A 13,376-nucleotide genomic window follows, 5' to 3' on the forward strand; every position below is an offset into this window, starting at 1 on the left:
AATGTGCTCTCCTGCCCGGGCACCGCGCCCGCTCTCTGTTCATCCGCCGCCGGCCCGGGAGACGCGATCCCCCGGTCGCCGCGCGGCGCGACGGACTCACTCTGTTTCAGGGGCCGGCGCCCGCGTCACATGGGAAAATCGCCGCGCGCCTTCATCCGGATTCGTCGTGCGGCATACCCCATTTCGTCGCGCTGGCTACCCGTTCAGGTCCGCACGGGCGCGCGCCCGTTCCGAAGCCCCGTCCGCGCGGGGGCCGCCGGATCGCCCTCGCGGGGCGCCTCCGCCTCCGACACGATGGCGGCGGCGGCCAGCACGGCACCGTCGGCGCGGCGTGCGAGGCGGCGGAAGTTGAGGACGTACCACAGGCAGCTGGCGAGTTCAGAGGCGATCAGACCCAGCAGCGCCGTGTGCGACGGCAGGCTCAGCAGCATCGGGATCATGATGGAGAACCCGAGCAGGGCGGCGCCGATGGCGCCCCAGGCGATGGAGCGGAACGCGGCCGAGGCTTCGAGGTAGGTGCGCGGAATCGCGTAGAGCAGGGAGATCGTCGTCACGGCCCAGATTCCGAGCCCGATCCAGGCCATCGGCTCCTGGCCGAACCGCCCCTTGAAGAGAACCTGCTCGATGAGCGGCAGGGCGAACCACATGGCCGCGCCGTAGACGAGGCAGCCGAGCGCGATCACCGCCGTCGAGCGGACGACGATCCGGTCGGCCTGCCTGGCCTGCCCGGTGGCGAGCAGCCCGGTCACCTCCGCCAGGACCATGTTGACCAGGGCGTTGGTGGGGATGCGCAGGGGGGCGAACAGCACCAGGGTGGCGGCGATCGGCGCGTAGGCCGCCGGGCCGACGATGGCGGCGAAGGCCAGGGTCAGGCCCTGGCCTTGGACGATCATGCTGGTGACCCCGGTCAGCGACCACAGCAGCGTCCGCCAGAGGCCGACGTAGCGCCGCCACAGGGACCGGCGCAGGGTGATCCGGAGGGGCTGACGCAGGGCGACGTAGGAGACCACGATGCCGCAGGCATGGGCGAAGGCTAGGGCCAGGAAGGCGTGATCGAGGGCGGACGCATCACCCGCGTACAGGATGGCGAGGGTCAGGGTCAGGCCGACGCCCGCATAGACCCCGTCGCTCATCCCCGCGATCCGGGCGGATTTCCGGGCGAGCAGCACGAGGCGCAGGTAGCTGCGGAACGCGTAGAGGGCGACGAACGCGCCGGCGCCCAGCGCCCCGGCGACCCCCATGACGGGGATGAGGAGCGCCAACGCCAGGGCGGCCATGCCGAGGCAGAGCGCCAGGGCGCCCGAGCCGAACACCACGTCGTAGCCGCGCTCAGCCGGCCGGCCGAGGCTGCGGGCGATGTGCAGGGTCGCCGGGACGGCGACGAGGGCCCGGATATAGGCGAGCCCCACGGCGCCCCCGGTGAACACGATGGCGAACAGCCCGTAATCGTGCTGGCTCAGGATCCGCACCAGGGCGATGTTCAGGGCGAAGTGGAACAGGCTCTGGATCAGCTCGCCCGACAGGATCACGGCGAACCGGCCGCCGAACCCGCCCCGCGCGACCGGCGGCGCGGCCGTCTTGCCCACGGGGCTGCCCGCCGCACGGGGCGCGCGTCGAGTCGGCAAAGCGGATTTCAACGCTCGGATCATGATGCAACGGTTCGCGTGGGCTCGCGGGTCTTACGCGCGAATCTTGGCGCGGGACTCGGCGCGGGTCTCATCGGCTCCACCACCGGCGAAAATCTTTAAGGATGCCTCTCTAGGATCGGCAAATCGATCGGAGACCGACGTTCCGCCCGGACGCGGGCATCGCCACGAGAGCCACGCCGAACCTCGGCCGGTGCGACGTCGCGGCTGCGCCCGCCACCGAACCCGCCCCCACGCGACGCCGTCGCCCGCGATCCGGATTGCCGCATGCCCGCCCCCGTCTCAGACGCGTCCCCCCGGTCCGCCGCCCGGGCCCTGGTCGACCAGCTCGCCGTCAACGGCGTCGACCACGTCTTCACCGTGCCGGGCGAGAGCTTCCTGCCGGTCCTCGACGCCCTCTACGAATCGCGCATCCAGGTCACGGTCTGTCGCCAGGAGGGCGGCGTGGCGATGATGGCGGAGGCCTACGGCAAGGCGACGGGCCGGCCGGGCGTGTGCTTCGTCACCCGCGGCCCCGGCGCCACCAACGCCTCGGCGGGCATCCACGTGGCCCAGCAGGACTCGACGCCGATGATCCTGTTCGTCGGCCAGATCGAGCGGGCCTTGCGCGACCGCGAGGCGTGGCAGGAGATCGACTACCGCGCCGCCTTCGGTCCGATCGCGAAATGGGCCGCCGAGATCGACGACGCGGCCCGCGTGCCCGAATACGTCTCGCGCGCCTTCCACGCCGCCACCGGCGGCCGGCCCGGTCCGGTGGTTCTCGCCCTGCCCAAGGACATGCTGAAGGACACGGCGACCGGGCCGCTCGCCGCCCCCTGGGTCGCCGTCGAAGCGGCGCCGGGCGCGGAGGAGATGGAGCGTCTCGCGCAGCTGCTGGCCCAGGCCGAGCGCCCGTTCCTGCTGCTCGGCGGCAGCCGCTGGAGCGAGGCGGCGTATCGCGACATCCACGCCTTCGCCGACCGGTTCGACCTGCCCGTCGCCACGAGCTACCGCCGCCTGCCGCTGTTCGATCCGCTCCACCCCGCCTATGCGGGCGATCTCGGGTTGGCGGCCAACCCGAAACTCGTCGCGCGCGCCAAGGCGGCCGATCTTCTGATCGTGGTGGGCGGGCGCCTCGGCGAGGTCCCGAGCCAGGGCTACGATCTCCTCGCCATCCCGAATCCCGCCACCCGTCTCGTCCACGTGCATCCGGGCCCGGAGGAACTCGGCAGGGTCTACGTCCCGCACCTCGCCATCAACGCCGCGCCCACCCGGATGGCCGCCGCCCTGGCGCGCCTCGCCGCGCCCGCAGCCCCCCCTTCCTGGGTGGCCCAGACCCGGGCCGGGCACGCGGAGTACCTCGAGTGGAGCGAGGCGGCGACGCCGCAGCCCGGCGCCGTGAACCTCGGCGCCGTGATGGTGCACCTGCGCGAAACGCTGCCCGCGGACGCGATCCTGTGCAACGGCGCCGGCAACTACGCCGCCTGGATCCACCGCTTCTACCGCTTCCGGCGCCCGGCCACGCATTTCGCCCCGACCTCGGGCTCCATGGGCTACGGCGTCCCGGCGGCGGTGGCGATCAAGCGGCTCTACCCCGACCGCACGGTGATCGCGCTGGCGGGCGACGGCGATTTCCTGATGACCGGGCAGGAATTCGCCACCGCCGTGCAGTACGACCTGCCCCTCGTCTGCATCGTCTGCGACAACGCCAGCTACGGCACCATCCGCATGCACCAGGAGCGGGATTTCCCCGGCCGGGTCTCGGCCACCGACCTGCGCAACCCGGACTTCGCCGCCTATGCCCGCGCGTTCGGCGGGTTCGGCGTCACGGTGGAGCGCACGGAGGACTTTCCGGCGGCGTTCGCGGCGGCCCTCGCCTCGGGCCAGCCGGCCATCGTCCACCTCAAGATCGCGACGGACGCGATCTCGCCGGGCCTGAGTCTCACGGCGATTCGCGAGAAGGCGCTGGCGGCCGGGTGAGGCGCGCCGCCTACCGGCGCCCGTGGGCGAAGTCCCAGTAGAGGGCGCGGGCGCGGCGGAACACGGAGCCTGGCTCGAAGCGGACCTCGTCGAGGCCGGTGACGGGGGCGACCTTGGCGAAGTTGCCCGCCGTGAACACCTCGTCGGCGGCGAGGAAATCGTCGTACGACAGGGTCCGCTCCACCACGGTGACGCCGTCCGCCCGCAGGAGCGCGATCACCCGGGCCCGGGTGATGCCGGCGAGGAACGTGCCGTTGGGCACCGGCGTGTGCACCACGCCGTCCCGGGCGAGGAACGCGTTGGCGTTGGCGAATTCCGCGATATTGCCGAGCCCGTCCCGCATGAGGCAATTGCCGAAGCCCCGCGCCTGCGCCTCCATCAGCGCCCGCGCGCCGTTGGGATAGAGGCAGCCTGCCTTGGCATCCACCGGCGCCACCTCGATGGACGGCCGGCGGAACGGCGAGAGGGTCGCCCGCACGCCCGTCGGCACCGGCATCGGCGCGTGGTAGAGCGACAGGCACCAGTTGGTGGACTCGGAGTCGAAGCGCACGCCGCCGGCGAATCCGAGTTCGGCCCAGTACATCGGCCGGATGTAGAGTTCCGCATCGTGCGGGAACCGCGCCAATCCCTCCCGCACCAGTTCGTCCCAGCGTTCGACCGCGACCTTGGGCTTCAGCCCGAGGGCCACCGCCGAGCGGTTGACCCGTTCGAGGTGGAGGTCGAGGTCGGGCGCCACGCCCTCGAAGGCGCGCGCGCCGTCGAACACCGTCGACCCGAGCCACGCCCCATGCGTGCGCGGCCCCATCATGCGGACGTTGCCGGGATGCCAGGCCTCCTCGAAGTAGGTCCAGGTCTCCTCGAAATGGGTCCGGGTGTCGGGATCGGGCGCCGTCATGGCTCGGGGTCTCGGGCGGGCTGGGAAGGCGGGATGGGGCGGCGTTCTCAGGCGGCCTTGGCGGGGCCGACCTGGAAGCCGCCGGAGGAGCCCTTCATCATCCTGACGAGGCGGTCGAACGCCCGGATCACGAAGGCGGCGGGCCGCGGCAGGGTCCGGCGGCAGAACGCGACCTTCTTGACGTAGGTCTCGACGTGCCAGTGACACACCGAACCGTGGGGCAGGAACAGCACGTCGCCCGGCCCGTAGGTCTTGGCCGGGTTGTGACCGTCCGAGATCGTCGCCGAGCCTTCGAGGAAGTAGATGGTCTCGTCGATGTCGTAGATCCACTCGAACTCGCCGGCGGTGCAATCCCAGACCAGGGTGCTGGCGAGACCGTCGGCGCTGCGCGACAGGGTGGCGTTGCGGGCGAGCGGGTTGCCCACCCGGATCCAGCCCGGCTCGATGGGGGCCGCCCGCAGCTCCACGGACGTCACGGACGGAATGATCGGTTTCGTCGCCACACGCGCTCTCCCACACCACGATCGGATCGGCACTCGTGGATCGTCACGAGGCTGTTGCAAAAGCAAATGCCATAGTTCCACGCCACGGCAAGTCCGCATTCGCCGGATACTTAATGGATGAACAGAGATCGCAAAGCTTAAACCATGACCGGTCACAGTTGTCGCAAATCAAGACTCCCGCCCCATCGGGACCGTTCCGACACGGGACGGTCGAATCCGGCTGGGCCGTTCCGACACGGAACGGTGGAATCCTAGAGGACGACCGCCCGCCGCGAGTCGGCGGCCGGCGGGTCGTCGCGGATCGGCGAACGCGCCTCATGCGAGAAGGAAGATTTAACCAAGTCTTCGACGCGTTTCCGTTCATCGTCTTTGTCAATGATATGTCCCGATTCGACGCGCAAAAGCTTGGCCTGCACCTTGCTGTGAGGTCGCCGAGCTCATCGTGCCGAGACGGACACGCTCCATGCGCAGTGAAACCATCGCCGTCCATGCCGGCTTCGATCACGATCCGACCACGCATGCCGTGGCGGTCCCGATCTACCAGAGCGTGGCCTACAGCTTCGACAGCGCCGATCACGGCGCGGCGCTGTTCAACCTCGAAGAGGAGGGCTACCGCTACAGCCGCATCGCCAACCCGACGGTGGCCGTGCTGGAGAAGCGCGTGGCCGAACTCGAGGGCGGGCACGCGGCTTTGGCCGTGGCCTCGGGCCAGGCCGCCCTGCACTACGCCCTCGCGACGCTGGCCGACCACGGCGGCAACATCGTCTCCGTGCCCCAGCTCTACGGGACCACGCACACGCTGCTGGCCCACGTGCTGCCGCGCCAGGGCATCCAGTGCCGCTTCGCCGCGAGCGACGATCCGGCCGAGATCGCCAAGCTCATCGACGACGACACCCGTGCGGTCTACTGCGAATCCATCGGCAACCCCGCCGGCAACATCTGCGATATCGAGGCGCTGGCCGCCGTCGCGCATGCCCGGGGCGTGCCCCTGGTGGTCGACAACACCGTGGCGACGCCGATCCTCCTGCGCCCCATCGATCACGGCGCCGACATCGTCATTGCCTCGCTGACGAAGTTCATGGGCGGCCACGGCACCACCATGGGCGGCATCATCGTCGATTCCGGCCGGTTCGACTGGGCGGCGCAGGCGGAGCGGTTCCCGATGTTCTCGGTGCCGGACGTGTCCTATCACGGCCTCGTCTACGCGACGCATTTCGGCAAGGGCGCCTTCGTCGCCCGCGCCCGCAGCGTCTACCAGCGCACCACCGGCGCCGTGCTGCCGGCGCTCTCCGCGTTCCTGCTGCTCCAGGGCATCGAGACCGTGGCCCTGCGCGTGGAGCGCCACGTCGCCAACGGCCGCAAGGTCGCCGAATTCCTGCGCGCCCATCCGGGCGTCGCCTGGGTGAACTACGCCGGCTTCCCCGAGAGCCCGCACCACGCCATGGCGCGGAAGTACCTCGGCGGCGAAGGCTCGTCCCTGCTCACCTTCGGGCTGCACGGCGGCTTCACGGCCGGCAAGGCGTTCTACGACGCCCTCAGGCTGGTCAAACGCCTCGTCAACATCGGCGACGCCAAGTCGCTCGCCTGCCACCCGGCCTCGACCACCCACCGGCAGATGACGCCGGAGGAGCAGCGCACGGCCGGCGTGTTCCCCGAGATGATCCGCATCAGCGTCGGCATCGAGCACATCGACGACATCGCCGCCGATCTCGATCAGGCGCTCCGGGCCGCGACCGCCCTCGCCCACGCGGCCTGAGCGCCCCTCACCGTTCGCCCCGGAGTTGCCGTCGCGATGCTGGATCACGCCCCTTCCGAAGTCCCCTCCCCCCGCCCGGGCGACGGTTCGGGGCTCCGCGCGGACATGCCGTCGCGGGCGGTCCCCGTGCCGCCCCTGCGGATCGGCCTCCTCAACAACATGCCGGACGCCGCCTTCCTCCAGACCGAGCGGCAGTTCCGGCGCCTCGTCGGCCCGCAGGCGATGCTCAGTCTGTTCGCGTTCCGCGACCTCCCCCGCGCGGGCCTCGCGGCGGCGCACGCGCGGGCCCACTACGAATCCCATCGCGCGCTCCCCGGGGCGGGGCTCGACGCCCTCGTGGTGACGGGGTGCGAGCCCGTCGCCCCGCATCTCGAGGACGAGCCGTTCTACGCTCCCTTGAGCGCCGTGGTGGATTGGGCGGCGGAGAACACGGTCTCGACCCTGTTCTCCTGCCTCGCCTCGCACGCGGCGGTGCTCCACCGCGACGGCATCCGGCGCCGCCCCCGCACCGCCAAGCTCTCCGGCGTCTACCCGTGCGCGTGCACGCCCCATCCCCTGCTCGCGGGCCTGCCGGACTTCGTCTCGGTGCCGCATTCGCGCTGGAACGACCTGCCGGAGGACGAGCTCGTGGCGGCGGGCTACACCGTGCTGCGTCGCTCCGACGCCATCGGGGTCGACCTGTTCGTGCGCGAGGCCGGCAGCCTGCTGGTGTTCCTCCAGGGCCATCCCGAATACGACACCGCGAGCCTCGCGCGCGAGTACCGCCGCGATGTCGGCCGCTTCCTCGACGGCCAGCGCGCCACCCTGCCCGCCCTGCCGGAGAACTACTTCTCGGACGCGGGCGCCGCCCGCCTCGACGCTTTCGCCCGCCGGGCCGCGGCCGAACGCCGGCCGGACCTGTTCGCGGCGTTTCCGAACCTCGCCGACACGCCGCTCCGCCCCCCCGCCTGGCCGGACGACGCGGACCGATTGTTCCGCAACTGGGTCGCCTACGTCGCCCGCCACCGCGCCGACAGCCGGGCCGTCCGATGAGGTCCGGCGCCGTGACGCGGCCTCCGTCGGCCGCCATCCCGCTTGCGCCTGCGCCCCGCCCGCCCTCGGCCACGTCCGGCTGGGTCGCGGCCCTCGCCCGCACGGCGCGCATCGAGGCCGAGCCCGAGCGCACCTTCCCGCGCGTCATCGACGAACTCGCCGCGCGTTACGGCGCCGCGCCGGCCCTGATCGGCACCGACGAGACCCTGAGCCACGCGGACCTCGCGGCACGCCAGAACCGCTACGCCCGCTGGGCCCTCGGCCGGGGCCTCGCCAAGGGCGAGACCGTCGCCCTGCTCATGACCAACCGGCCGGATTACCTCGCGATCTGGCTCGGCCTGACCCGCGTCGGCGTGCGCGTCGCCCTACTCAACACCAACCTGCGCGATCGCGGCCTCGCCCATTGCGTCACGGTGGCGGCCCCCCGCCTCGCCATCGTGGAGGCAGGTCTGGCCGAGGCCTGGGCGAGCGCCGCGCCGCATCTGGCGGCGGCGCCCGCGATCCTGTGGCAGGGACCGGGGGCGGGGTCCCTCGCGGACGCGTCCGCCCCCCTGTCCGGTGCTCCCCTCGAGCCCGGCGAAGCCCCCGCCGTCGGCGTGCGCGACGAGGCCCTGCTCATCTACACCTCCGGCACCACCGGCCTGCCGAAGGCCGCGCGGGTGAGCCATCACCGGGTGATGATGTGGACCCACTGGTTCGCCGGCCTCGTCGACCCGACGCCGGACGACCGGATGTACAATTGCCTGCCGCTCTACCACAGCGTCGGCGGCGTGGTGGCGCCCGGCAGCGTGCTCGTCGGCGGCGGCGCGGTGGTGATCCGGGAGAAGTTCTCGGCGAGCCGCTTCTGGCGCGACGTCGTCGAGACCCGGTGCACCCTGTTCCAGTATATCGGCGAATTGTGCCGCTACCTCGCGGCGGCCCCGCCCGACCCGTTCGAGGGCCGCCACACCCTGCGTCTGTGCACCGGCAACGGGATGCGGCCGGACGTGTGGACGCGCTTTTCGGAGCGCTTCGCCGTGCCGCGCATCCTCGAATTCTACGCGGCCACGGAAGGGACGGTCTCGCTCTACAACGTCGAGGGCAAGCCCGGCGCCGTTGGCCGCGTGCCGCCCTTCCTCGCCCGGCGCTCGCCCGCCCTCATCGTGCGGCACGACGTCGAGACGGGACTGCCCCTGCGCGACGCCGCCGGGCGCTGCGTGCCGGCCGGGCCCGACGAGGCGGGCGAACTCCTGGGCCGGCTCTCGGCCAAGGCCGAGCACAGCTTCGAGGGCTACACGAGCGCGGGCGAGACCAGCGCCAAGATCCTACGCGACGTGCTCGCCCCCGGGGACGCCTGGATGCGGACCGGCGACCTCATGCGCCGGGACGCCCAGGGATTCTTCTACTTCGTCGACCGGATCGGCGACACCTTCCGCTGGAAGGGCGAGAACGTCGCCACCACCGAGGTGGCCGAGGCCCTGGGCCACTGCCCCGGCGTGATCGAGGCCAGCGTCTACGGCGTCGCCGTGCCAGGTGCGGAGGGGCGTGCCGGCATGGCCGCCCTGACCATCGGGCCCGGCTTCGACCTCGCCGCCCTGCACGCCGCCCTGACCGCACGCCTGCCGGCCTATGCCCGGCCCCTGGTGCTGCGGATCGTGGCCGATTTCGCCCACACGGAGACCTTCAAGCAGAAGAAGACCGTGCTGGCGGCCGAGGGCTTCGACCCGGCCCGGATCGCCGATCCGCTCTACCTCGACCGCGAGGGCGGCTACCGCCCCCTCGATCCGGCCCTGTTCGGGGCGATCCGCGCGGGCACCGTCCGCCTGTAGAACGGGATCGGCGCCTCAACCGGGGTGGCTGATCCGGTAGATCACGCCGTTCTGGTCATCGCCGAGGTAGAGGCTGCCGTCCCCGGCCACCGCGAGGCCGAAGGGCCGGGCGAAGCGCTGCCAGGCGCTCGGGCCGCCCTCGGTCAGGAAGCCGGACACGAAGGGCTCGATGGATTTCGGCGCGCCGTTCTCGAAGCGCACGCGCAGGACCTCGTACCCGCTCGGCGGCTTGCGGTTCCACGAGCCGTGCATGGTGACGAAGCCGTCGCCCTTGTAGTCGGCGGGAAACTGCGCGCCGTCGTAGAACACGAACTGCATGGACGAGGCATGCGCCGTCCAGGTGAGGACCGGGCGGGCGCTGTCCCTGTCCCATTGCTCCAGGGAGCTTTTCGGGACCTCGCGGTAGAGGTTCTTGATCCCGTCGCCGAAGATGTAGGGCCAGCCGTACTTCTTGCCCGGCTCGATCCGGTTGAACTCCTCCGGCGTGGCGTCGTCGCCGAGCCAGTCGACGCCGTCGTCCCAGCCGTAGAGCGTGCCGGTGCGGGGCTGCCAATCGAACCCGATGGTGTTGCGCAGGCCCGAGGCGACGGTCTCGCGGCCGGTGCCGTCGGGCCGCATCCGCACCAGGGTGGCGTTCTCGGGGTTGCGCTCCTCGCACTCGTTGCAGGTGGAGCCGAGGCTGGCATAGAGCCACCCGTCCGGCCCGAAGCGGATGGTGCGGTTGGGGTGCTGGCCGGCGTCCGGCAGGTCCGAGACCAGCGCTGTCTCGGGGCCAAGGCTGCCGTCGGGCTTCAGGGGGGCGGAGAAGATCTGCTTCACCGTCACGAAGAAGAGCCGCCCGTCATGGATCGCGAGGCCGTGCACGTCGGCCTTCTCCAGGACCACACGGCGCTTGGTGCCGTCGGCGGGGTCGATGCGGGTGACCGTGCCGGCGTCCCGGTCGCTGACGTAGAGGGCGCCGTCCGGCGCCACCACGATGACGCGCGGGGCGCCGAGGCCCGTGGCGAAGGCCTCGATGCGGAACCCCGGGGGCAACTTGAGGGCCGCGATGCGCTCGGGCGTCGCCGCCAGGGGCGCGGCTTTCACCACATGCGCCGTGACGGTGGCGGTGCCGGGGTTCTGGAGGGCCTGGGCGAAGGCCGGCACCGGAGCCATGAGGGCGAGACAGAGGACGAGGCGGCGTGCCGGATGCATGCGGGTGGGGTCCGTTGAGCCGGGAGGGGACGCATCGGGAACGCCCCCCTGGAATCGCCGGTTCCGCCGCGCGGCCCGTCCGACCCGTCCGTGCGGCGTTTCGAATCCGCACCGGACCCGAAACGCCGGAGCCGATCTCACCAGGCGACGCGGGCGGTGACGAGGGCCTGGAACGGCTCACCCACCGCCACCAGCAAGGGGCTGGCCCCGGAGGAGGCGTAGTAGGTTTCGTCGAAGAGGTTCTTCAGGTTGAGCTGCAGGGTGGTCGGCAGGCCGTTCACCTGGGTCCGGTAGGCCAGGAAGGCATCGCTGACCATGTAGTCCGGCAGGCTGAAGGTGTTGGCGGCGTCGCCCGGCCGTGCGCCGACGTAGCGGGTACCGACACCGACTTCGAGGAAACCTGGGCCGAGGCGGGTCGAGCCGAACTCCGTCGCCTCGGCCACGGCACCGAGCTGATGGGTGAGGAACAGCGAGGCCGTGACCCGCGGGGTGTTCTGCAATTCCCTGCCGACGAGGACCGGGTCCTCGGTGACCACGGCCTGGGTGAAGCCGTAGCTGCCGATCACGGCCCAGTCCGGGAGGATCTGACCCGCGAAATCGAGCTCGAAGCCGCGCGAGCGGACCCGGCCGGCGGTGGAGGCGAAGCGCGTGCCATCGATGACCTGGGTGATCAGCACGTTGCTCTTCTCGGCGTCGAACATCGCACCCGTGACCGTGAGCCCCTCGGCGATATCCGCCTTGACGCCGACCTCGTAGGCTTCGCCCTCCTCCGGCAGCAGCGCACCGGTGACGTCGAGGTCGGTGACGTTCGGACGGAAGGATCGCGTGTAGCTGCCGTAGACCGAAAGATTGGGCGCGAGTTTGTAGACGAGGCCGGCGCGCGGCACCGGCTTCACACCGTCGATCGCCGTCGAGATGACGGCCGGGCGCCCCGCGAAGGCCAGCTGATCGTAGATCTGGACACCGACCCCGCCCACCAGGATCAGCCGGTCGGTGAGGTGGAGCGAATCCTGCACGTACAGGCTGGTGTTGCTGAGCCGATCGCGGTTGTTGCTGGCCGCGAGCGAGATTCGGTCCGAGGGGCCGAGCAGACCGTAGACTGGGTTGAACGGGTTGAAGCCGCTCACGTTCGGCCCGCGCACGGTGGTGCGCCGGTAGTAGTCGATCCGCTCGTGCATCACGCCGGCCAGGAGGTCGTTGCGCAACCCGAAGGTATCGAACCGTCCCGTCAGGTCGAGGCGCGCGATGTTCGCGTTGAAATCGCCCCCGCGCGTCGCATCCGCCCGCCGCGTGAGGATGCCGGTATCCGAATTGTAGGAAACCGGGCGGATCTGGTTGTCGTCGTAGCCGAGATGGGAATGACTGTAGCCGAAATGCAGCTTCCAGTCGTCGTTGAACCGGTGGTCGACATCGATGGAAGCGAGATGGCTCGTAGCGTCGACCCGGCTCACGCGCTCGTCGAAACGGCGGTCGCGCGGCACCCGCAGGGGGCGCCCGGTGCGTGGATCGAAGGTGGTGCCCCGGTCGAACGGGATGGTGTAGTGCGCGAACTCGTAGCCCGCCGTCACGGTGGTGTCGTCGCCACGCCAAGTGACCGACGGGGCCACCACCTGCCGCTGGATCCGGCCGAAGTTGCGCCAGTATTCATAGTCCTGGAAGTCCCCCACGACCCTGTAGGCGAGGTTGGTGCCCGCGATCGGCCCGGTGAGATCGGTCTGGACGAGACCGCCGCCGAAGCTCGTGCCGGTCAGGTCGAGGGAGCCCCGTTGAGTAAATTCCGGCCGCTTGGAGACGAGGTTGATGAGGCCGCCGGGCTCCGAGATGCCATAGAGCAGCGAGGCCGGCCCCTTGAGGACTTCGACGCGCTCGATGGCGTGGCTGAAGTTCTGCTGCAGAACCGTGCGGCGCCCGTCACGCAGGATGGAACTGTCGCGGGAGAACCCGAAGCCGCGCCGGACCACCGCTTCCTGCGTCCCCCCGAGGCTATTGGTCTGCACCACGTTGCTGACGTTCCGGAGCGCCTCGTCGAGGGACAGCACCCGCTGGTCGCGCAGGACGGCGTTCGGCACGACGGCGACATTGCTGGGCGTATCCAGGAACGAGGTGTCGGAGCCCGCGCCGAAGGTGGAGCGTTTCGTCTGGTAGCCGATCCCGTTCGGGCTTTGCCCGGCCACGTGGATCTCCTCGAGGGCGGTATCGCCGAGATCCGCCCGGCTCGGTTTGCCGGATAGTCCCTGTGCCAAGGTAGAATTGAAGCAAAATAGACTTATGCTTCCCGACAACATGCCCGCCAAGCATCGTCGGGAACCAATATTCCGTTTGCCCCCGATGAGATTTAATACAAGTACGTCTGTCAATGGAAATATCCTTCGGCTATATCCGATGATATCCCAATATCTGATAATAAAACAAATCTATTTCGAATATTGAAGTAGTTCTAAAATGTAGAACGATAGAATAGTACGAGGCGATACGGCCCTGTGCTGGCGCTGCCTCGGATCCCATCCCGTGCGCGGGGATCGGGCGGAGAAGCCGAAGCCGGACGGACGCCGCGTGCGTCGGCGCGAAGGTTTCCCGGGCGGC

General features: G+C 70.5%; 9 protein-coding genes. 4 read left to right on the top strand and 5 right to left on the bottom strand.

What is annotated here, in order from left to right:
• Nucleotides 1–203: 203 nt before the first annotated feature.
• Nucleotides 204–1,586 carry a hypothetical protein gene (locus ASF27_RS03690; RefSeq protein WP_200918678.1) on the bottom strand — a complete coding sequence of 461 codons (1,383 nt, stop codon included), beginning with the start codon at nt 1,584–1,586 and terminating at the stop codon, nt 204–206.
• A 327-nt stretch (nt 1,587–1,913) separates the two neighbouring features.
• Between ASF27_RS03690 and ASF27_RS03695 the strand changes: the two genes are divergently transcribed.
• Nucleotides 1,914–3,605: a thiamine pyrophosphate-binding protein gene (locus ASF27_RS03695; protein WP_056357741.1), complete on the top strand. Its 1,692-nt coding sequence runs from the start codon at nt 1,914–1,916 to the stop codon at nt 3,603–3,605.
• Nucleotides 3,606–3,615: 10 nt separating this feature from the next.
• On the opposite strand, the gene ASF27_RS03700 is transcribed toward ASF27_RS03695, so the two are convergent.
• Together ASF27_RS03700 and ASF27_RS03705 are read right to left on the bottom strand one after the other, a co-directional pair.
• Nucleotides 3,616–4,500 (bottom strand): branched-chain amino acid aminotransferase, encoded by an 885-nt coding sequence (locus ASF27_RS03700; RefSeq protein WP_056357744.1) that lies wholly within the window; start codon nt 4,498–4,500, stop codon nt 3,616–3,618.
• 47 nt (nt 4,501–4,547) lie between these two features.
• The gene (locus tag ASF27_RS03705; protein ID WP_056165745.1) at nt 4,548–5,003 is read right to left on the bottom strand and encodes a cupin domain-containing protein; all 456 of its coding nucleotides are present in this window, start codon (nt 5,001–5,003) and stop codon (nt 4,548–4,550) included.
• A 463-nt stretch (nt 5,004–5,466) separates the two neighbouring features.
• On the opposite strand from ASF27_RS03705, the gene ASF27_RS03710 reads away from it, so the two are divergent.
• From ASF27_RS03710 to ASF27_RS03720, 3 genes are read left to right on the top strand one after another with little or no spacing between them, the layout of a single operon-like run.
• A complete protein-coding gene (locus ASF27_RS03710; protein ID WP_056165743.1) occupies nt 5,467–6,759 on the top strand; it encodes an aminotransferase class I/II-fold pyridoxal phosphate-dependent enzyme in 1,293 nt (430 codons plus the stop codon).
• A gap of 36 nt (nt 6,760–6,795) precedes the next feature.
• Nucleotides 6,796–7,791, top strand: a complete 996-nt coding sequence (locus ASF27_RS03715; protein ID WP_056357749.1) for a homoserine O-succinyltransferase — start codon at nt 6,796–6,798, stop codon at nt 7,789–7,791.
• The gene (locus ASF27_RS03720) at nt 7,788–9,599 is read left to right on the top strand and encodes a long-chain-acyl-CoA synthetase (protein WP_082478775.1); all 1,812 of its coding nucleotides are present in this window, start codon (nt 7,788–7,790) and stop codon (nt 9,597–9,599) included. The genes ASF27_RS03715 and ASF27_RS03720 overlap by 4 nt, the downstream gene beginning before the upstream one ends.
• A gap of 15 nt (nt 9,600–9,614) precedes the next feature.
• Here the strand turns inward: ASF27_RS03720 and ASF27_RS03725 are convergent, their stop codons facing one another.
• Both ASF27_RS03725 and ASF27_RS03730 read right to left on the bottom strand, forming a co-directional pair.
• Nucleotides 9,615–10,793, bottom strand: coding sequence for a PQQ-dependent sugar dehydrogenase (locus tag ASF27_RS03725; RefSeq protein WP_056357752.1), 1,179 nt, complete (start codon nt 10,791–10,793; stop codon nt 9,615–9,617).
• A 137-nt stretch (nt 10,794–10,930) separates the two neighbouring features.
• Entirely contained in the window at nt 10,931–13,036 is a 2,106-nt protein-coding gene (locus ASF27_RS03730; protein WP_244480908.1) for a TonB-dependent siderophore receptor, read from the bottom strand.
• Nucleotides 13,037–13,376 lie beyond the last annotated feature (340 nt).

It is taken from the genome of Methylobacterium sp. Leaf102, from assembly GCF_001422425.1.
Classification (GTDB): domain Bacteria; phylum Pseudomonadota; class Alphaproteobacteria; order Rhizobiales; family Beijerinckiaceae; genus Methylobacterium.